Genomic DNA, 18,695 nt, shown 5'->3' on the forward strand with positions numbered 1-18,695 from the left:
AGTCCATAACCAGAGACAAGCGCGGGTGACGCTACGAAATCCCCTTGTTTTCTTGGCGTGGCGGGCGGCCATCTTGTCCCTTGACCCTTGCGGGGCAGGCTCATAGATATACCCCAATTTGCCCGCATCCGGAGACTCACGTCATGGCCCACGCGACCCCAGACCGCCCGACCGCCTGCCTGGCCCTTGCCGACGGGACGCTTTTCTTCGGGCGCGGCTTTGGCGCGACCGGGGAAACCACCGCCGAGCTGTGTTTCAACACTGCGATGACGGGCTATCAGGAAATCATGACCGACCCGTCCTATGCGGGGCAGGTGGTAACCTTCACCTTTCCCCATATCGGTAATGTCGGCGTCAATCCCGAGGATGACGAAACCGCCGATCCCGTGGCCGAAGGCATGGTCGTCAAATGGGATCCCACCACGCCAAGCAACTGGCGCGCCACCGAGACGCTGGCCGACTGGCTCGCAAAGCGCGGTCGCATTGCCATTGGCGGCGTCGATACGCGCCGCCTGACCCGTGCGATCCGCCAGCAGGGCGCGCCGCATGTCGCTCTTGCTCATGACCCCGAAGGGAATTTCGACACCGCCGCGCTGGTCGCCAAGGCGCGCGGCTTTGCCGGCCTTGAAGGCACCGATCTGGCGCGTCGGGTCACCTGTGCGCAATCCTATCGCTGGGATGAAATGCGCTGGGCCTGGCCCGAAGGGTATACCCGCCAGACCAATGCCCGTCACAAGGTGGTGGCCATCGACTACGGGGCCAAGCGCAACATTCTGCGTTGCCTTGCCAGTGCCGGTTGCGAGGTGACGGTCCTGCCCGCTACCGCCACCGCGCAAGAGGTTCTTGCGCATGAGCCCGATGGCGTGTTCCTCTCGAACGGTCCCGGCGACCCGGCGGCCACCGGGGAATATGCCGTGCCGATGATCAAAGGGGTTCTCGACAAGGGCCTGCCGCTGTTCGGCATCTGCCTTGGCCATCAGATGCTGGCACTGGCGCTTGGCGCCAGAACCGTCAAGATGAACCATGGCCATCACGGCGCGAACCACCCTGTTAAGGATATGGAAACCGGCAAGGTCGAGATTACCTCGATGAATCACGGATTCGCCGTGGACAGCCAGACGTTGCCCGATGGGGTGAAGGAAACGCATGTCTCGCTGTTCGACGGATCGAACTGCGGAATTCGCATGACCGACAGGCCGGTGTTTTCCGTACAACATCATCCCGAGGCCAGCCCGGGACCGCAAGACAGTTTCTATCTTTTCGAGCGTTTCGCGGCGTCGATGGCCGGCTGACGGCGGCGTTAACCCTTCGTTAAGGTCTTGTGAACGAAGTCTTAACCTTCCTTGCCCATTCTCCCTGACGGGGGCGACGGGCTAGGAGGAACCATTGGGAATCTCGGAACTGCGCCAGGTCGGGAAGCCGGCGGAAAAACTCGGGGCATCTGAAAGCTACGCTGCGCAACTGGTGCGCAACGGGGTAATCTCGGCTTCGGACATGGCTCTGGTGCAGCTTGTGCAAAAGCATTGCGATGCACCGCTCGAAAGCATCCTTCTGGCCGAGGGGCTCACCGACGAGGACACGCTGCTCAAGGCCCATGCCGCGCGGCTGACCACGCGCTGCGTGTCGCCTGCCGACATGGCCGGACTGCCGACGCGGGACACGGCTGCCTCTCCGGGTGATCTGCTGCGCGCAGGGGCACTGCCGGTGACCGACCGCGACGGGATGCCCGCCACCTTGACCCACCGGCCTATCACCAGCACGGCGGCGCCACCCGGGCGCATGCTCATAGCCCCGCGCAAGCAGGTCCAGTCCGAGATCGCGCGGCGCCTTCGCACGGCCCTGACACAAACCGCTCAGGCCCGCGTGCCCGAGGTCGAAAGTTGCCGCACATGGAGCGGGCGCCTCGGGCTCCGGCTGGGGCTGACGCTGGGCCTTCTGGGCCTCGTCTGCGCGCTGACTTTCGCGTTTCCGCTCATGGTTTTCACAATTTTCGCGTTCTGGGCAGCATTGACCCTGGTGATCACGATCTCCCTCAAACTTGCGGCCTTCATTGCGCGCATCAGCCAGGAGGACAAGCCACCGCAGCCGAATTCCGGCCCGGTCGCGGGTGCACCCCTGCCCAGGGTGTCGATCATGGTGCCGCTGTTTCGCGAGACCGAGATCGCCCATGCCCTGATCGCGCGTCTGCAACGCCTGACCTATCCCAAATGCCTCCTGGATGTGATCCTCGTGCTCGAGGAAGAAGACGACCTGACCCGCCAAACACTTGCACAGATCGATCTGCCGCCCTGGATGCGGGCCGTCGTCGTGCCCGACGGGCAGCCGCGCACCAAGCCGCGGGCGATGAACTATGCGCTTGATTTCTGCGAAGGGGACATCATCGGCATCTTTGATGCCGAGGACGCACCGGCACCCGATCAGATCACCGCCGTGGCCCGCCGCTTTCAGCAGGCGCCGCCGGATGTGGTCTGCCTGCAGGGAATTCTGGATTACTACAACCCGCGCCAGAACTGGTTGGCGCGTTGCTTCACCATCGAATACGCCGCATGGTTTCGCATGATTATGCCGGGCATGGCCAGGTTGGGATTCGCCATCCCGCTTGGTGGCACGACGTTGTATTTTCGCCGCGACATTCTGGAAAAGCTGGGCGGCTGGGACGCCCACAACGTCACCGAGGATGCCGATCTGGGCTTTCGCCTGGCCCGTCATGGTTACCGGACCGAGATGATCGCCACCGTCACTGGTGAAGAGGCCAATTGCCACCTCTGGCCCTGGATCAAGCAGCGCTCACGCTGGCTCAAGGGCTACATGACCACCTATCTCGTGCACATGCGCCATCCGCGCCGCCTTTACCGGCAGCTCGGTGCCTGGAAATTCTGGGGATTCCAGGCGCATTTTGTCTCGGCGCTATCTCAAGTTCTGCTGGCGCCGGTGCTCTGGTCGTTCTGGCTGGTGCTTTTCGCACTGCCGCATCCGATGGATTGGATGATCGCGCGCGACACTCTGGTAATATTGTGCAGCCTGTTCCTGATCGTCGAGATCCTGGGCATGGTTATCTATGCCGCAGCCGTTTCCGGGCGCGACCACCGCCATCTCATGTGGTGGGTTCCCACGATGCATTTCTATGCTCCGCTCGCGGCGATCGCCGCCTACAAGGCGCTTTACGAATTGGTCCTGAAGCCGTTCTTCTGGGACAAGACAGTGCACGGACTGTCATTGAAGGCCGGTGCGATCCGTCGCTCAGACAATGCTGTCGACCTCACCTGAGTCAAGTTTGAGCCGGGTGACGAAAGCCTTGGAAATATGCTGTTTCAAGGCATCGCCCGCAGCGGCGTAATCGCGCGCCTCGATAGCGCTGACGATCGCGTCATGCTCCTTGAGCGCATCTTCGGGACGCCCCATCGCCGCCAGCGATGTGGTCGCCATCAGCGCCATCGAGCGATGCACGAGATCAAGCTGCTGCACGAGAAACCGGTTATGCGAGGCCAGGTGGATCTGCTTGTGAAAGCGGCGATTGGCGCGGGCCATCGCCTGGGGGTCATTCAGCAGCCTGCGGTCATCCTCGACCATGTCGCGCAGCACTCGCACTTCCTCGTCGGTGGCGTGGCGCGCCGCCAGCCCGGCCGCCAGCCCTTCCAGTTCGGCCCGCACGACATAAAGCTCGGCCAGCTGGTTGTGATCGAGCGACGCCACGATCAGGCTGCGCCCGTCCCGTGTCAGAAGGGACTGTGTCTCAAGCCGTTGCAGTGCTTCGCGGATCGGTGTGCGCGACACGCCGAAACGCTCGGCAAGATCACTTTCCACCAGGCGGTCGCCCGGCTTGTACAACCCCATGTCGATCGCTTCCAGGATCAGCGTATAGGCGTCTTTCTGGGGGGCTTTCATCTGCGGTCCTGTCCCTGTCCGTTTGTCATTGCGGGACAGTAAGCACCCCGGACGTGATCAATCAAGCCTTGCGCGATTGCACGCAGTGTCGCGGCGCTCTAGATTGTGCCCCATGGCAAAGTCCGGTTTCACCCATGTCGAGAGTTGGGTTTTCGACCTCGACAACACACTTTACCCGCCCGATGTCCCGCTGTTCGACCAGATCAGGCAGCGCATGACGGGCTTTGTCATGACAACGCTCGGGCTGGACCGCGCCGAGGCCGACAGCCTGCGCGCCCGCTACTGGCGCGAGCACGGGACCACCCTCGCGGGGTTGATGCGCGAGCATGACATCGACCCGGAACCCTATCTGGTCGAGGTGCATGACATCTCGTTCGACGCTCTGACGCCTGATCCCGAACTGCGCAGCCGCATCGCCGCGCTGCCGGGACGGCGCATCGTTTATACCAATGGTAGCGCACCCTATGCCGAGCAGGTGATCGCGCGGCGCGGATTGGCGGGCGTGTTCGATGCTGTTTACGGCGTCGAGCATGCTGCCTATCACCCCAAGCCCGACCGCATCGCATTCGATGCGGTCTTCGCGCGCGACGGAATCGCCCCTGCGCGCGCCGCGATGTTCGAGGACGACCCGCGTAATCTTGCCGCGCCTCATGACATGGGCATGTGCACGGTCCTTGTCGCGCCCGAACGCATCAACGCTGCGCATATCCAGCACCACACCGACGATTTGAGCGGTTTCCTGGCGCGGCTGGTCTGAGCGCGCGGCGCGACTGCGGCGAAATGCTCCTTTGATCCGGGCAGAGCGAACCTATCTAGAGGTTAGAAATCAAACTCCGGGTAAAAGGGATTCCCTCCTGATGACAATGACCGACGCGACCAAATCCAAGATGACCGATTATGCCGCCACCCATGCCGACAGCACCCCGACAGAACGCGACCCGGATGATGCGTTGTTCGGCCCGATCCTGTTGACTGTTCTGGTCTTGTTGGCGGCGTGGGGCGTAAGCATTGCGATGTGGGGCATTCCGGGGCTTTATATCCCCGCGGTCGCGGCCGTTCCGGTGATCTGGGTTGCCATACTGATGATCGCCCGGCCCTGAACGCGACAGCGCGCGAGCGCCCCACAAGCGCTCTCAAGGAGGGCGACTCGATGAGCATGACAGATTACGACATAGTCGTCTCGGGCGGGGGCGTTGCCGGGCTGACGGCGGCGGCTCTTTTCGGAAATGCAGGCTTTTCAGTCCTTTGCGTCGATCCCGCACCACCGGTGACGGCGCGTGACGCCGAAGGCTCGGACCTGCGTACGACCGCCTTCCTGCAACCTGCCCAGGCTTTGCTCCACCAGGCCGGTCTCTGGGCGCGCCTTGCCCCTTATGCCGCCGACCTGCAGATCATGCGCATCGTCGATGCGGGCGGGGCCACCGCCGCGCCGCGCATCACCAAGGAATTCGACGCCGCCGACATTTCGACCGGGCCGTTCGGGTGGAACCTGCCCAACTGGCTTTTGCGCCGCGAGCTGGTGGCGCATCTGGAAGAGATGGCCAATGTCACCTTTCTCGCCGGCACCGGCTTTGCCTCGCTTTTCACGCGCGAGGCTGAGGCGCGCGTCGGGCTGAGCGACGGCACCCGCGTGCGCTGTCGGCTGGTGATCGCCGCCGACGGGCGCAACTCGCCGGTTCGCGAGGCAACGGGCGTGGAGGTCAAGACCACGCGCTATGGGCAAAAGGCATTGGCCTTCACCGTAACGCATCCGATCCCGCACGAGAATGTCTCGACCGAGATCCACCGCTCGGGTGGCCCCTTCACCCTCGTACCGCTGCCCGACTATGACGGGCGCCCCTCTTCTGCGATCGTCTGGATGGAGGAAGGCCCCGAGGTGCGGCGGCTCGAGGCGCTCCCTGTCGCCGCGTTCGAGGCGGCGATGAATGAACGCTCCTGCATGCTGTTCGGACCGCTGACGCTGGCCTCGCGGCGCACGGTCTGGCCGATCATCAGCCAACTGGCCGAGCGTATGAACGCCGAGCGCGTCGCGCTTGTCGCCGAAGCCGCTCATGTGGTGCCACCGATCGGTGCGCAAGGGCTTAACATGAGCCTTGGTGACATGCGCGTGCTGCTGGAACTGGCCGAGTCCGCCCCCGAAAGGCTGGGCGATGCGCAAATGCTGGCCAGCTATCACCGCCGCCGCCACTTCGAGGTCGTGGCAAGGGTCAAGGGGATCGATATTCTCAACCGGGCGTCGATGATGCACGCGCAGCCCCTGCGGGATGCACGCGCCATGACGCTTGACGCGATCTATTCGCTGGCCCCCGTGCGCAAGACGCTGATGCAACTGGGGCTTGGCGCGCGCGGCTGAACCCGCTTAAAGAACCTTGTCCAGAACCGCTTTCAGCCGCGCCAGGGCGCCGGGCACATCATAGAGCTTGTCGAGCCCGAAGAGCCCCAGCCGGAAGGTGCGAAACCCCTCCGGCTCGTCGCAGGCCAGCGGCACACCGGCGGCAATCTGCATGCCTTCGGCCGCGAATTTGCCGCCGTTCTGAATATCGGGGTCGTCGGTGTAGCTGACCACCACGCCCGGTGCGCCGAACCCATCGGCGGCGACTGACACGATGCCTTTCTTCGCAAGCATCGAACGCGCCCCGTCGCCGAGGGCCCATTGCGCCTCGCGCAGGCGCGCGAAGCCGTAATCGCGGGTCTCGATCATCGTGTCGCGAAAGGCGCGCAGCGCGTCGGTGGGCAGGGTGGCGTGATAGGCATGTCCGCCGTTCTCATAGGCCTGCATGATGTCGCGCCACTTCTTCAGATCCAGCGCAAAACTGTTGGAGCTGGTATTGGCAAGTCGCGAAATCGCACGCTCGGAGAGCATCACCAGACCGGCAGAGGGCGAGGCGGACCAGCCCTTTTGCGGCGCCGAGATCAGCACATCCACGCCGGTGGCCTTCATATCGACCCACGCACAGCCCGAGGCGATACAATCCAGCACCATCAGCGCCCCTGCATCATGCGCGGCCTCTGCCAGTGCGGCGATATAGTCATCTGGCAGGATCATCCCCGCCGAGGTCTCCACATGAGGGGCAAAGACCACATCCGGGTTCGCATCATGGATACTGGCCGTCACCTCGTCGATCGGGGCCGGGGCGAAGGGAGCCTGCGCCCCGTTGCCTGTCTGGCGGGCCATACAGACAGTGGTTTCTGCGGTGAATGCGCCAGCATCGAAAATCTGGCTCCAGCGATAGGAAAACCAGCCGTTGCGCACGATCAACGCATGGGCATCCTTGCCGAACTGCCGGGCGACGGCCTCCATCGCGCAGGTGCCGCCACCGGGCACCAGCGCCACCGCATCGGCATTGTAGACATCTTTCAGCATCCCCGAAATGTCGCGCATCACCTGCTGAAACTGCTCGCTCATGTGATTGAGCGAGCGGTCGGTGAACACGACCGAGTATTCCAGAAGGCCGTCGGGATCCACGGTGTCAAGCAGTGCGGTCATGGCGATGTCTCCTTATTGGCGTTGGCCAAGTGCTAGCGCGCCGCGGCGTCAAAGGCAAAGTCTAGATGCCGTTCTTGTCACGGGTGCGCCTAACCGATGGGGCCGGAGCGCCGCTCTTCGCTCAGAATGACATTGGCCTCGACATCACCGACGCCGGGCAAGGTCATCAGGCGACGGCGCAGGACGCGTTCGAAGTCGGCGATGTCCCGGGCCACCACGCGCAGGCGATAATCATAAAGGCCCAGGATATGCTCGACTGTCTGCACTTCGGGGATGGCCGATACGGCGCGCTCGAAATCCTCAAGGCTGACGCGCCCCTTGGTGACCAGCTTGATCCCCAGGAACACAGTGACGCCGAATCCCAGCTTTTCGCGGTCCAGATCCAGGCGCTGCCCCTTGATGACGCCGCTTTCGCGCAGGCGCTTGATGCGCCGCCAGGTGGCGGGCTGCGACAGGCCCAGCTTGCGGCCAAGGGCGCTGGCGCTTTGGGTGGCGTCGCGGCTCAATTCGCGCAGCAGGCTGCGGTCGGTTGTATCAAGGTCGATCATAGCGGCAGCACCTCGTCGGACTTGATCCGCGCGACATGCATCAGCGCCTCGATATCGGCTATATGAGGCAGGGTCAGGATATCGGTGCGATAGATCTGCTGATAATGCGCCATGTCCCGCGCGATCACCGAAAGGCGCACGTCGACACGGCCAAGAAATGTCTGAATTTCAACCACATGGCTGACCTCGCGGGCGCCCTCCATGAACTCGTCGAATGCGCGGGCTTGGGTCTTGTCGAGCGTGATGCGTAACGATACCTCGACCTCGTAGCCAAGCGCGCGCCAGTCAATCACCGCATGATTGCCCCGGATGATCCCCGCCGCCGTCAGCCGCTCGAGCCGGCGGGCGCAGGTCGCGGGGGTCACGCCCGCAAGATCGGCAAGGTCCGCCGGGCCAAGGCCTGGGCCGTGCTGGTAGTGGCGCAGGATGCGTCTGTCCGTGTCGTCAAGCATGAAATTTTCGCATTTGTCGAATATAGAGAAGTGATATACCGAACTTAGGAGGAATAAAACGCCTTTTGCACACAGTTTTCCCGCGTTGCGCTTAATCTCTGGCTCAAAGACACCGCATCAAAGAGGAGATCATCATGCGCGTTTATTATGATCGCGATTGCGACATCAATCTGATCAAGGACAAGAAGGTCGCCATCTTGGGCTACGGCAGCCAGGGTCACGCCCATGCGCTCAATTTGCGCGACTCGGGTGCAAAGAACCTGTGCGTGGCGCTGCGCGAGGGATCGAAAAGCGCCCGCAAGGCTGAGGCCGAGGGGCTGGAGGTGAAAGGCATCGCTGAGGCCGCCGAATGGTGCGACCTGATGATGTTCACCATGCCCGATGAATTGCAGGCCGAAACCTACAAGAAATACGTGCATGACAACATCAAGCCCGGCGCGGCGATCGCCTTTGCACACGGGTTGAACGTGCATTTCGGCCTGATCGAGCCCAAGGAAGGCATCGACGTCATCATGATGGCGCCCAAGGGTCCGGGCCACACGGTGCGCGGCGAATACGTCAAGGGCGGCGGCGTGCCTTGCCTTGTGGCGGTCGATACGGACGCGTCGGGCAAGGCGCTGGAACTGGGACTCAGCTACTGCTCGGCCATCGGCGGCGGTCGTTCGGGCGTCATCGAAACGAGCTTCCGTGAGGAATGCGAAACCGACCTGTTCGGCGAGCAGGCGGTGCTGTGCGGCGGTTTGGTTGAGCTGATCCGGATGGGCTTCGAAACGCTGGTCGAAGCGGGCTATGCCCCTGAAATGGCTTACTTTGAATGCCTTCACGAGGTGAAGCTGATTGTCGATCTGATCTACGAGGGCGGCATTGCCAACATGAACTACTCCATCTCGAACACAGCCGAGTATGGCGAGTATGTCAGCGGGCCGCGGGTGCTGCCTTATGAGCGCACCAAGAAAGAGATGAAAGCGATCCTGCACGACATTCAGACCGGCGCCTTTGTGCGTGATTTCATGCAGGAAAATGCCGTTGGGCAGCCGTTCTTCAAGGGGACGCGGCGGATGAATGACGCGCATCAGATCGAAGAGGTCGGCGCGAAGCTGCGCGGGATGATGCCGTGGATCAGCGCGGGCAAGCTGGTGGATCAGGACAAGAACTGATCCAGGACGTCGTCTGACCGACAGCGGATCGACCCCGGCCTTTTGGCCGGGGTCTTTTCTTTCAGAGCCGAAACACGTCAACAGGGTCGTATATGCCTGAAATCACGGGAAAAAGCTGGCTCATGGTGGCGACGCTCGGGCTGGTCTGGGGCGCCACCTTCATGGTGATGGCCATCGCGCTGGAAGGGATTACGCCGTTCTGGCTGGCCGCGGCGCGGATCGGGTTTGCGACGCTTCTGATGATGGCGATATGGGGATTCAGAGGTTTCAAGTTATTCGCGCAGCCAATTGAAAAACAAGACATAATAAGGCTTCTTGCCATTGGCGCACTATCATCCGCAGTGCCCTTCATGTTGCTGAGCTGGGGGCAGCAATATGTCACTTCGGGATTCGCGGGGGTGTCGATGGCGGCGGTGGCACTGGGTGTGCTGCCGCTGGCGCATTTCATGGTGCCGGGCGAGCGGCTTTCGCCGCGGAAGGTGGCCGGATTCATCATCGGATTTGTCGGGGTGGTCGTTTTGATTGGTGGACAAGCCTTTGAATCAACAGGGGAATCTCTTGAATTCTTTGGGCGCGCTGCTTGTCTGGGCGCGGCGAGTTGTTACGCGCTGAGTTCGGTTCAGATGCGTCTTTTGCCGAAGATGGATTCAATCGGGCTGAACGCGGTGACCCTGATGATCGGCGCGGTGATCGTGGTTTCGGCGGCTTGGGCGGTCGAGGGCGCGCCACCAAGAACGGACCGTAACACATTGTATGTGCTTCTTTTTCTGGGTCTTGTCCCGACTGCCGGTGCGTCGTTGCTGAGGGTGTTGGTAATCCGGTCGGCGGGACCGGTGTTCATGAGCCTGGTCAACTACCAGGTGCCGGTCTGGTCGGTGCTGCTGGGCGCGCTTATCCTGTCAGAGCCCTTGCCACCAAGCCTTTTGACCGCCTTGTCACTGATCCTGTGCGGCGTCGGATTGAGCCAATACGGGGCCTTGAGCCGCCTGTTCGGGCGCGGTTGAGAGCGTACAAAACGTCCGATTTGTACGCTGCTTTTGTACCTAATTCACGGGGTCGCGCGGAGAATTTGTACAAAGCCGATTTTCCGGCACTTTATCCACAGATGAAGCCGGGAAAATCAGCCCGCATTCTGACCGAGGGTTGCGGCCTGCCAGAGGCGCAGCGCCTCGGCGGTCTCGCGCAGGTCATGGACGCGCAAAAGCTGCATTCCCTGCGCCACCCCGGCCAGCGCGACGGCGATCGAGCCGGGGGCGCGGCGGCGGGCCTCTTCGGTGCCGCCGATGGTGCCGATGAACCGCTTGCGCGATACACCGAGCAGCACCGGACATCCCAACCCGTGAAACAGCGAGAGGTTCTGCAGGAGTGTGAGGTTGTGTTCCAGCGTCTTGCCAAAGCCGATGCCGGGATCGACCACGATCTGCCCCTGGGGGATGCCAAGCGCGGTGAGGGCGGTGACGCGTTCTTGCAGGTAGTCGTAGATGTCGAGCGCGACATTGTCGTAATGCGGATCGGCCTGCATGAGGTCGGGCGTGCCCTGGGCATGCATCACGCAGACCGGCAGCCCGGCGGAGGCGGCGAAGGGCGCCAAATCCGGGTCGAAGGTGAAACCGGCCACGTCATTGATGAGATTCGCACCGGCCGCCTGAGCGGCGCGGGCCACGGGGGCCTTGCGGGTGTCGATGGAAATCGGGATGCCTGCCTCGCCCCGGATCGCCGAGATCACGGGCGCGGTGCGGCGGATTTCCTCGTCGATGGGAATTTCCTGCGCGCCGGGGCGGGTGGATTCACCGCCCACGTCGATCATCGCCGCACCCGCGCCGATCATGTCACGGGTATGGGCGAGAGCGGCGGCAGGTTCGAAATGCTCGCCCCCATCCGAAAAGCTGTCTGGCGTCACGTTGAGGATGCCCATGAGCTGCGGGCGCGAGAGATCGATCCCGGCGATGGGTGCGCGTGGCGCGGTCAGGCGGTCAAGCGCCTCGGGCGGCACCTGCGCGGCGGGCAGGAGGCGCGAGGGGGCGTCGCGGCGGATTTCCTCGACCGTGTCGAACCAGAGCCAGCCACCGGCGAGCGGCAGCGCCGTGTCGGGGCGGCAATGGTCATAGCGGGGCACGGGGCGGTAATAGCTGGTCATGCGGTGTTGTCCTGCTGGGGCGCGCTCGACGTGGCGCATACACCGGCACGACGCCGAGTCAAAGCCCCGATTGTGCGATGTCCTGCGCCAGAACCGGCACCGGCGCGTCGCGCGGGGGCGTTTCACCGATCAGGAGCAGGTCGGAGCCTTCCATGTGACCGGCGAACCATGCGGCCAGCGCGACGGGGTCGTCCGGCCCGCTGAGCGGGCCGTCAACCGCGTCAAGCACGATCTTGGAGGGCGCCCAGACGCTGATCTGGCCGTTCTTCATCGCCCAGTCCAGTTCGGTGCGGGTATTGACCACGACGCAGCGGTCGTCGCGCGCGGCCAGCACCCATGCGTTCTGTTCGAGCGCGAGGAGGTCGACGCGCCGCTGGGTCATCTTGTGGCCGGTGCGTGGGGCCTCTGCCTCGGGGTGGCCGACGCAGAGGATCACCGGCTCGGCGCGGGCTTCGAACTGATCGAGCCAGCGGGCGAGGTTGGGCGAGCGGATCGCGGCGTTGGTCAGGAACACCACATGCGGGTGGGGCGTGGTGTCGGCGTGCTGGCCGACGGGCTTGGTGGCGAGATCATCGACGGAGCGCACGATTTCGACGCCAAGCGCGCCGGGACCGCGATCGAGTTTCTCGATGCGCACGAAGCAGCGCACGGCCTGGGGTTCGCGCAGGATGCGTTCGGCGATGCGCTCGGACAGGGTTTCAAGAAGGTTAAGCCGTTCCTCGGCCAGTTCGGCGGCGATGGCTTCGGTCACGCGGTCATAGCTGAGGATGCGGTCAACGTCGTCATCGAGCCGGGCCGAGACGGGGCGGACCTCGACCACGACGTTGAAGCAGACGCGCTGCGTCACGCCGCGTTCGGCCTGGAAGGCGCCGATCTCGACCTCGACGATATGGTCGCGCAGCGAGATACGGTCCAGCGGCCCGTCAGGGGCGGTGGCGTCGGCCCGCGCGGCGGGATGTTCGAAGGCGAGGCGGATTTCGTTGCTCATGGCGCGGGGCTTAGCATGGCGCGCGGCGCGGGGGAATGCGTGAAAGCGACAGCGCCGGGCGCAGGGGCGGCAGCGGTGCCGGGGCAACGATGCCCGGAACGAAACAGGCCCCGGAGGATATCCGGGGCCTGTCGTTGCTGTGTGCCTGACTGGGTCAGTGCGCGGGCTGCTTGTCCCACTCTTCCTGCTTGGGCAGATGCTCGAACGTGTGTTCGGGCGGCGGGCTGGGCAGGGTCCATTCCAGCGTGTCGGCATATTCGTTCCAGGGGTTCGCCTCGGTGGCCTTGGCGCCACGGAACAGCGAGTAGAACACCACGCCGAAGAAGAACACGAAGGACGCGAAGCTGAGGAAGGCGCCGATCGACGACCAGTAGTTCCAGAGGGCGAATGCCTCGGGATAGTCGATATAGCGGCGCGGCATGCCCTGACGGCCCAGAAAGTGCTGGGGGAAGAATGTCAGGTTGGCGCCGATGAACATCGCCCAGAAATGCAGCTTGCCGGCCCATTCGGGATACATGCGCCCGGTCATCTTGGGGAAGTAGAAGTAGATCCCCGCGAAGATCGCGAACACGGCCCCGAGGCTCATGACGTAGTGGAAATGCGCCACGACATAGTAGGTGTCGTGATAGGCGCGGTCCACGCCCGCCTGGCTGAGCACGATGCCGGTGACGCCGCCCACGGTGAACAGGAACAGGAAGCCGAAGGCCCAGAGCATCGGCGTCTTGAACTCGATCGAGCCGCCCCACATGGTGGCGATCCAGCTGAACACCTTCACGCCGGTGGGCACCGCGATCACCATGGTGGCCATCATGAAGTAGGATTGCTGCGTCACGCTCATCCCGACGGTATACATGTGGTGCGCCCAGACGACGAAGCCCAGGAAACCGATGGCGATCAGCGCCCAGACCATCGGCAGGTAGCCGAAGATCGGCTTGCGCGAGAAGGTCGCGATCACGTGGCTGATGATGCCGAAGCCCGGAAGGATGATGATATACACCTCGGGATGGCCGAAGAACCACAGGATGTGCTGGTAAAGCACCGGGTCGCCGCCGCCTGCGGGATCAAAGAAGGTGGTCCCGAAGTTGCGGTCCGTCAGCAGCATCGTGATGGCGCCGGCCAGAACCGGCAGTGCCAGCAGAATGAGCCAGGACGTGACGAAGATGGACCATGCGAACAGCGGCACCTTGAAGAGCGTCATGCCCGGTGCGCGCATGTTGAGGAAGGTGGTGATCATGTTGATCGCGCCGAGGATCGAGCTGGCGCCCGAAACGTGCACGGCGAAGATCGCGAGATCCATCGAGATGCCGGTCTCGTTCGAGGAGAGCGGCGGATAGAGCACCCAGCCCACGCCCGACCCGAGCTGGCCGTTGCCGCCCGGCGCGAGAAGCGAGGCGACGCCAAGCGATGTGCCCGCGACGAAAAGCCAGAAGCTGAGGTTGTTCATCCGCGGGAAGGCCATGTCGGGCGCACCGATCTGGAGCGGCATGAAGTAGTTTCCAAAGCCCCCGAACAGCGCCGGAATGACGACGAAGAACATCATCAACACGCCATGATAGGTGATCATGACGTTCCAGAGATGTCCGTTGGGTGTGCATTCGCCCGCGGCGGCCGCGGTGAAGCGTGCCCCCTCGAGGCACATGTATTGCACGCCCGGTTCCATCAGTTCCATCCGCATGTAGACGGTGAACAGAACCGAAATCAGGCCCACGACAGCCGAGGTGATCAGGTAAAGGATACCGATATCCTTGTGGTTCGTGGACATGAACCACCGGGTGAAGAACCCGCGCTGATCTTCGTGTTCGTGGCCGTGAATGGCTGCGTCTGCCATTGTCTGCCTCCTGCTGGTCAATTCCCTGGGGCACGATTCCCGTAACCGTGCGCCCTTGTATCCATTCAGGTTTTAGAATGCCGATGCAGGGGGGGCAATGCGAGAAGTTGACCCAGATCAAATAATTTTGTCGCACCCCCCCCTGCGGAATGCCTGCCGCAGGGGCGTGCCGGAACGCAAGCCGCCGCGCCCGGTCGGGGCGCGGCGGTGAAGGGTCACGCCCTTGAAAGAGCGGGTCTTTTATTCGCCCGAGAAGGTCGCGAGGTAGGCGGCCACGTCTTCGCCGCCCTTGCGCAACCTGAAGGTCATCAGCGAGCGTGCGCCGGAATCGCCGGTCTGCTCGACCAGGAATGCCTTGGGGTCTTCAAGGTAGGGAACCATGTTCTCCTCGTCCCAGACAAGCCCGGCCTCGCCGGCGGCGACGAGGCTGTCGCCGTATTTGAAATCCTCGACGGCGCCGGCGGTGCGGCCGATCACGCCATAGAGGTTGGGGCCGGTGCGCCCGCCCCTGACGATCATCTCGCCGTCATCGGACTGGATCATGTGGCAAGCCTTGCATTTGCGGAATTCCTTTTCGCCCTCGGCGGCGTCGCCCGCGGCGAGCGCGGGGGCGGCGAGGGCCAGAAGGGCGGTGGATGCGGTGAACAATGATTTCATGTCGGCCTCTTTGCTGAATGGCTGTGTGGCTGTTGCGCGCTTGAGACCTCATTAGTTAGCCAATCTGGCGCGCAGGGCAACAGGCACGAGGTTCCGGAACGGCGGATATGAGCGCATTCCGTGCAGGAACGCATGCCCTGCGCGCCCGTGACGCAGGCCCGTGACGCAGGGCGGGGCCGGGCGCGCGGGTTCAGCCTTGGGGCAGGCACATGGCGGATTGCGGCGGCGGAAAGGCCCGCGCGAAGCTTTGATGCAGCGCCACGTCGAGATCGCCCATGGTGACCGGCAGGCCCAGGTCAACCAGGCTGGTGACGCCGTGATCGGCGATGCCGCAGGGCACGATGCCCGAGAAATGCTCGAGATCGGGTTCCACATTGATCGAGATGCCGTGGAAGCTGACCCATTTGCGCAGCCGGATGCCGATGGCGGCGATCTTGTCTTCGGCGGGCTGGCCGGTGGCGGTCAGGGGTTTGTCGTCGCGCTGCACCCAGACCCCGACCCGGCCCTCGCGCAGCTCGCCGCGGATGTTGAAGCGCCCGAGCGTGTCGATCACCCAGCTTTCGAGTTGCTGCACGAAGGCGCGCACATCCCGGCCGCGCCGGTTGAGGTCGAGCATCACGTAAACGACGCGCTGGCCGGGGCCGTGATAGGTATATTGCCCGCCGCGCCGCGTGGGATGCACCGGGAAGCGGTCTGGCGCGGTCAGATCGGCCGGATTGGCCGATGTTCCGGCGGTATAAAGCGGCGGGTGTTCGAGCAGCCAGATCGCCTCGGGCGCGGTGCCGGCAGTGATTCGCGCAACGCGGTCCTCCATCGCGGCGACGGCGACCGGGTAGGGGACAAGGCCCGCCGAGCGGTGCCATTCGACGCCCGCGACCGTGTTCTGGAGGGTTTCGGGTGTCAACACGGCGGGGAATTCTCGGCGTCAGGAAGGCGGGCGTGCCTGGATGGGGATGTATTTGACGAGGAACATTACCGGAGGCGCAACAGGGTTTCAAAGCCTTTCACCATGGCGGCGCGTGCCGGGCGGCGCCAGAGTCAGGCATCGCTCGACTGTTTCGGCTTCAATGCCGGGTCCGGGGCGGCATCATGGGCGGCCCGACCCGGCGCCGCGGTCTCGCGCTATCAGGGGTATCCGGGCACGCCGAGGACCGGGCAGACACCGATCAGGAGAATAACATCCTGATGGGCTGCTTTCACCGCCGGTCGCGGCTCGCGATTACGGTGCGACGCCAGCCTGAGCAAGACGCTGTTCCGGGCGGCGGTGAGCCGGATGAATGGCGGCGGCGCCGGTCTTCACCGTCGCGAAACAGGGCCTTTGCGCATCGAGGCCGGCCTGTTGCGCAAAGGGCGGGCCAGCTGAGGTTTCGGGCGCGCGAATTATTTTCGCGCGGCTCCCGGATTGCCTCTTCACATGGGCGGCGCGATTGCGTATATCGCCGCCCACCTACCAGATCACTGATCATGTGCGGTCGTGGCGGAATTGGTAGACGCGCAGCGTTGAGGTCGCTGTGGGGTAACACCCGTGGAAGTTCGAGTCTTCTCGACCGCACCAATCTCCAAGTTGACATCCTGCCCGAAAAGGGTGCCGATCGGTTCGGGGTCACTTATTTCCAGTGGTGATAGTGGCAGGCGTTGTATTCGATTTCAGTCCCGCCACGCGCCGGTACATACCAGGTCTTGCCCGGTGACGCCGACCATTGGGCACCCCACCACCAGGGCCGGGGTTTGCAGGGCGCATGATCCGCACCTCTGACGCACCAGACCAGTTCAAGCTTTGTGTTGCAGATATTGCGCAGGCGCCAGCCGCCGGGCTTCTCCCATGTCACCTTCACGCATTCGCGATGCCAGGTATCGCCTTTGCTGTCATTGCAGGCGGCTGCGGCAGTGGGCCAGTTCAGAAGAGCACCCAGGGACAGGCCGAGAACGGCCCCGGCTGCGGCGCGGGCGAAGGTTGCCATGACACACTCCAGAAACGTATTTACGCAGGTGATACTATACCATGACGTGTGAATTCCAAAGCGCCGGGATCAGCAGCGCGCCGCAAGCCGGACACGCGGTGGCGCACAGAGGGCGGCGGCGTGCTGTCAGCCGTCGGCAAGCATGTCGAGCGTGCGGGTGATGTCGTCTTGGGTGGTGAGCGGGTTGATGGTGCAGAGCCTGAGCGCCGAGCGATCCTTGAGCATGGTCGACGAAAGCGTGGCGAAGCCCGATTGCGACACGCGCGCGGCGCGGGCGGCGTGGTCGGCGGCGTCGGACCCCTTGAGCGCGAAGCAGACGATGCCGAGCTGCGCGGGCGTGACGATGTCCCAGGTGCCGGGCTGGCTGCGCAGGTGGGATTCGGTGAATTCCGCCAGTTCGATACCGCGCTGGACGGCATCGCGGAAGGCGGATGCGCCATAGGTGCGCAGCGACATCCAGAGCTTCATCGCGCGCGCGCGCCGGGTCAGTTCCAGCGAGCGGTTGCCGTAATTCACCTCGCCGGAGGTGGCCTGCACGTCGCGCAGGTATTCGGGGTTCATGGCGAAGCAGCGTTCCAGAGCGCCGGGGCGCGTCACGAGGCAAAGCCCCATGTCATAGGGCTGGAAGAACCATTTATGCGGGTCGAGCACGACCGAATCGGCGCGAGACAGCCCCGAGAGCGTGGCGCGGCCCTGTTCGGTGATGGCGGCGGGCGCGCCGTAGGCCCCGTCCACATGCAGCCAGAGCCCATGCGCGGCGCAGAGATCTGCGATGGCATCAAGCGGGTCGGTGGCGCCGGTATTGGTGCTGCCGGCGGTGGCGACGACCATCATCGGGCGCTGACCGGCGGCGATATCCGCAGCGATGGCGGCGGCGAGGCTGTCGGGGCACATGCGCAGCCCGTCATCCGAGGGAAGGATGCGGATCTGCCGTTCATCAAGCCCCATCTGGCGCAGGTTGCGCGGCAGCGAGGCGTGGGTCTGGTCGGTCAGGTAGGCGACACCGGCACCGATCTCGGCGCGGGCGACGCAAAAGCCGGTGAAATTCGCCATCGAGCCGCCCGAGAGCAGCACGCCTTCGCTATGGGCGGGCAGGCCCAGCATCTCGGCGACCCAGGAACAGACGGTGGTTTCCACGGTGGCGGGGCCTGATGCGCCGCCCCAGCTGGAGTTGATCGCGTTGAAGCCGGTGCCCATCCATTCGCCAAGGGTGGAGGCAAAGGCGGCGGGGCCGGGCACGCGGGCGAAATAGCGCGGGTGGTCGCCGTGTTGCATGTGGCCAAAGGCGATCTCGGCCATCAGTTCAAGCGAGGCGTCGGGGTCTTGCGGGGCTTCGGGGAGCGGCCCGCCAAGGCGGTCGGCCAGCGCGGGGGCGCTGCCGGTGACGATCACCGGCTCGTTGTTGCGCCGTTCCAGCCGGTCGACGACCATATCGACCACCTTGTGGCCAAGGCGGCGCATTTCGGCCGGGTCCATGCCCAATGTGTCGGCGGGAATGGCGAACGGGTCATCAACGGGCGGTGTTTTCGGCGGCATGATCGGGCGTCCCTCGGGGTTTGGCCAAGGGTTTGCCCGGAATGGCGCGGATTGCAAGG

At 63.9% G+C, this 18,695-nt stretch carries 18 protein-coding genes and 1 tRNA gene; 8 read left to right on the forward strand and 11 right to left on the reverse strand.

Features of this window, described 5'->3' with window-relative positions; all coding sequences use genetic code 11:
- The first annotated feature begins 143 nt into the window (after positions 1-143).
- Both carA and N5A93_RS11280 read left to right on the forward strand, forming a co-directional pair.
- A complete protein-coding gene (gene carA, locus N5A93_RS11275; protein WP_268955193.1) occupies positions 144-1,292 on the forward strand; it encodes a glutamine-hydrolyzing carbamoyl-phosphate synthase small subunit in 1,149 nt (382 codons plus the stop codon).
- Positions 1,293-1,386: 94 nt separating this feature from the next.
- A complete protein-coding gene (locus tag N5A93_RS11280) occupies positions 1,387-3,267 on the forward strand; it encodes a glycosyltransferase (protein WP_268955194.1) in 1,881 nt (626 codons plus the stop codon).
- On the opposite strand, the gene N5A93_RS11285 is transcribed toward N5A93_RS11280, so the two are convergent.
- On the reverse strand, positions 3,241-3,885 hold the full coding sequence (locus tag N5A93_RS11285) for a GntR family transcriptional regulator (protein WP_268955195.1): 645 nt from the start codon (positions 3,883-3,885) through the stop codon (positions 3,241-3,243). The two genes, N5A93_RS11280 and N5A93_RS11285, sit on opposite strands and share 27 nt — an antisense overlap.
- Before the next feature lie 112 nt (positions 3,886-3,997).
- Here N5A93_RS11285 and N5A93_RS11290 point away from each other — a divergent pair, with 112 nt between their 5' ends.
- The 3 genes from N5A93_RS11290 (at position 3,998) to N5A93_RS11300 (ending at position 6,238) form a co-directional block, all read left to right on the forward strand.
- On the forward strand, positions 3,998-4,642 hold the full coding sequence (locus N5A93_RS11290) for a pyrimidine 5'-nucleotidase (protein WP_268955196.1): 645 nt from the start codon (positions 3,998-4,000) through the stop codon (positions 4,640-4,642).
- Between the two features lie 100 nt (positions 4,643-4,742).
- Positions 4,743-4,985: a hypothetical protein gene (locus N5A93_RS11295; RefSeq protein WP_268955197.1), complete on the forward strand. Its 243-nt coding sequence runs from the start codon at positions 4,743-4,745 to the stop codon at positions 4,983-4,985.
- A 50-nt stretch (positions 4,986-5,035) separates the two neighbouring features.
- The gene (locus tag N5A93_RS11300; protein ID WP_268955198.1) at positions 5,036-6,238 is read left to right on the forward strand and encodes a UbiH/UbiF family hydroxylase; all 1,203 of its coding nucleotides are present in this window, start codon (positions 5,036-5,038) and stop codon (positions 6,236-6,238) included.
- Between the two features lie 6 nt (positions 6,239-6,244).
- Here the strand turns inward: N5A93_RS11300 and N5A93_RS11305 are convergent, their stop codons facing one another.
- From N5A93_RS11305 to N5A93_RS11315, 3 genes are all read right to left on the reverse strand, one after another.
- The gene (locus tag N5A93_RS11305; RefSeq protein WP_268955199.1) at positions 6,245-7,372 is read right to left on the reverse strand and encodes an aminotransferase class V-fold PLP-dependent enzyme; all 1,128 of its coding nucleotides are present in this window, start codon (positions 7,370-7,372) and stop codon (positions 6,245-6,247) included.
- Between the two features lie 89 nt (positions 7,373-7,461).
- Positions 7,462-7,920, reverse strand: a complete 459-nt coding sequence (locus N5A93_RS11310; protein ID WP_268955200.1) for an Lrp/AsnC family transcriptional regulator — start codon at positions 7,918-7,920, stop codon at positions 7,462-7,464.
- Positions 7,917-8,372: an Lrp/AsnC family transcriptional regulator gene (locus N5A93_RS11315; protein ID WP_268955201.1), complete on the reverse strand. Its 456-nt coding sequence runs from the start codon at positions 8,370-8,372 to the stop codon at positions 7,917-7,919. The genes N5A93_RS11310 and N5A93_RS11315 overlap by 4 nt, the downstream gene beginning before the upstream one ends.
- Before the next feature lie 134 nt (positions 8,373-8,506).
- Here N5A93_RS11315 and ilvC point away from each other — a divergent pair, with 134 nt between their 5' ends.
- Positions 8,507-9,529 (forward strand): ketol-acid reductoisomerase, encoded by a 1,023-nt coding sequence (gene ilvC, locus N5A93_RS11320; RefSeq protein ID WP_268955202.1) that lies wholly within the window; start codon positions 8,507-8,509, stop codon positions 9,527-9,529.
- Between the two features lie 92 nt (positions 9,530-9,621).
- On the forward strand, positions 9,622-10,533 hold the full coding sequence (locus N5A93_RS11325) for a DMT family transporter (RefSeq protein ID WP_268955203.1): 912 nt from the start codon (positions 9,622-9,624) through the stop codon (positions 10,531-10,533).
- Between the two features lie 116 nt (positions 10,534-10,649).
- Here the strand turns inward: N5A93_RS11325 and folP are convergent, their stop codons facing one another.
- From folP to lipB, 5 genes are all read right to left on the reverse strand, one after another.
- Entirely contained in the window at positions 10,650-11,666 is a 1,017-nt protein-coding gene (gene folP / locus N5A93_RS11330; protein WP_268955204.1) for a dihydropteroate synthase, read from the reverse strand.
- 58 nt (positions 11,667-11,724) lie between these two features.
- Positions 11,725-12,654, reverse strand: coding sequence for a dihydroneopterin aldolase (locus N5A93_RS11335; RefSeq protein ID WP_268955205.1), 930 nt, complete (start codon positions 12,652-12,654; stop codon positions 11,725-11,727).
- 154 nt (positions 12,655-12,808) lie between these two features.
- Entirely contained in the window at positions 12,809-14,482 is a 1,674-nt protein-coding gene (gene ctaD / locus N5A93_RS11340; RefSeq protein WP_268955206.1) for a cytochrome c oxidase subunit I, read from the reverse strand.
- A 240-nt stretch (positions 14,483-14,722) separates the two neighbouring features.
- Positions 14,723-15,139, reverse strand: a complete 417-nt coding sequence (locus N5A93_RS11345) for a c-type cytochrome (RefSeq protein ID WP_268955207.1) — start codon at positions 15,137-15,139, stop codon at positions 14,723-14,725.
- Positions 15,140-15,329: 190 nt separating this feature from the next.
- A complete protein-coding gene (gene lipB, locus N5A93_RS11350; RefSeq protein ID WP_268955208.1) occupies positions 15,330-16,046 on the reverse strand; it encodes a lipoyl(octanoyl) transferase LipB in 717 nt (238 codons plus the stop codon).
- Between the two features lie 561 nt (positions 16,047-16,607).
- Between lipB and N5A93_RS11355 the strand changes: the two genes are divergently transcribed.
- Positions 16,608-16,694: transfer RNA gene (locus tag N5A93_RS11355), tRNA-Leu, on the forward strand.
- Between the two features lie 52 nt (positions 16,695-16,746).
- Here the strand turns inward: N5A93_RS11355 and N5A93_RS11360 are convergent.
- Positions 16,747-17,100, reverse strand: a complete 354-nt coding sequence (locus N5A93_RS11360; RefSeq protein WP_268955209.1) for a hypothetical protein — start codon at positions 17,098-17,100, stop codon at positions 16,747-16,749.
- Between the two features lie 126 nt (positions 17,101-17,226).
- Positions 17,227-18,636, reverse strand: coding sequence for a pyridoxal phosphate-dependent decarboxylase family protein (locus N5A93_RS11365; protein WP_268955210.1), 1,410 nt, complete (start codon positions 18,634-18,636; stop codon positions 17,227-17,229).
- Positions 18,637-18,695: the final 59 nt, after the last annotated feature.

This window comes from Roseovarius salincola, from assembly GCF_026891095.1.
Taxonomy (GTDB): Bacteria; Pseudomonadota; Alphaproteobacteria; order Rhodobacterales; family Rhodobacteraceae; genus Roseovarius; species Roseovarius salincola.

Excerpts from the sequence above, each read along its gene's own strand:
- carA (WP_268955193.1), top strand. The coding sequence starts at position 144 with ATGGCCCACGCGACCCCAGACCGCCCGACCGCCTGCCTGGCCCTTGCC.
- N5A93_RS11295 (WP_268955197.1), top strand. The coding sequence starts at position 4,743 with ATGACAATGACCGACGCGACCAAATCCAAGATGACCGATTATGCCGCC.
- N5A93_RS11310 (WP_268955200.1), bottom strand. The coding sequence starts at position 7,920 with ATGATCGACCTTGATACAACCGACCGCAGCCTGCTGCGCGAATTGAGC.
- N5A93_RS11285 (WP_268955195.1), bottom strand. The coding sequence starts at position 3,885 with ATGAAAGCCCCCCAGAAAGACGCCTATACGCTGATCCTGGAAGCGATC.
- N5A93_RS11365 (WP_268955210.1), bottom strand. The coding sequence starts at position 18,636 with ATGCCGCCGAAAACACCGCCCGTTGATGACCCGTTCGCCATTCCCGCC.
- N5A93_RS11300 (WP_268955198.1), top strand. The coding sequence starts at position 5,036 with ATGAGCATGACAGATTACGACATAGTCGTCTCGGGCGGGGGCGTTGCC.
- N5A93_RS11345 (WP_268955207.1), bottom strand. The coding sequence starts at position 15,139 with ATGAAATCATTGTTCACCGCATCCACCGCCCTTCTGGCCCTCGCCGCC.
- N5A93_RS11305 (WP_268955199.1), bottom strand. The coding sequence starts at position 7,372 with ATGACCGCACTGCTTGACACCGTGGATCCCGACGGCCTTCTGGAATAC.
- N5A93_RS11315 (WP_268955201.1), bottom strand. The coding sequence starts at position 8,372 with ATGCTTGACGACACGGACAGACGCATCCTGCGCCACTACCAGCACGGC.
- ctaD (WP_268955206.1), bottom strand. The coding sequence starts at position 14,482 with ATGGCAGACGCAGCCATTCACGGCCACGAACACGAAGATCAGCGCGGG.
- N5A93_RS11360 (WP_268955209.1), bottom strand. The coding sequence starts at position 17,100 with ATGGCAACCTTCGCCCGCGCCGCAGCCGGGGCCGTTCTCGGCCTGTCC.
- N5A93_RS11335 (WP_268955205.1), bottom strand. The coding sequence starts at position 12,654 with ATGAGCAACGAAATCCGCCTCGCCTTCGAACATCCCGCCGCGCGGGCC.
- folP (WP_268955204.1), bottom strand. The coding sequence starts at position 11,666 with ATGACCAGCTATTACCGCCCCGTGCCCCGCTATGACCATTGCCGCCCC.
- ilvC (WP_268955202.1), top strand. The coding sequence starts at position 8,507 with ATGCGCGTTTATTATGATCGCGATTGCGACATCAATCTGATCAAGGAC.
- N5A93_RS11290 (WP_268955196.1), top strand. The coding sequence starts at position 3,998 with ATGGCAAAGTCCGGTTTCACCCATGTCGAGAGTTGGGTTTTCGACCTC.
- N5A93_RS11325 (WP_268955203.1), top strand. The coding sequence starts at position 9,622 with ATGCCTGAAATCACGGGAAAAAGCTGGCTCATGGTGGCGACGCTCGGG.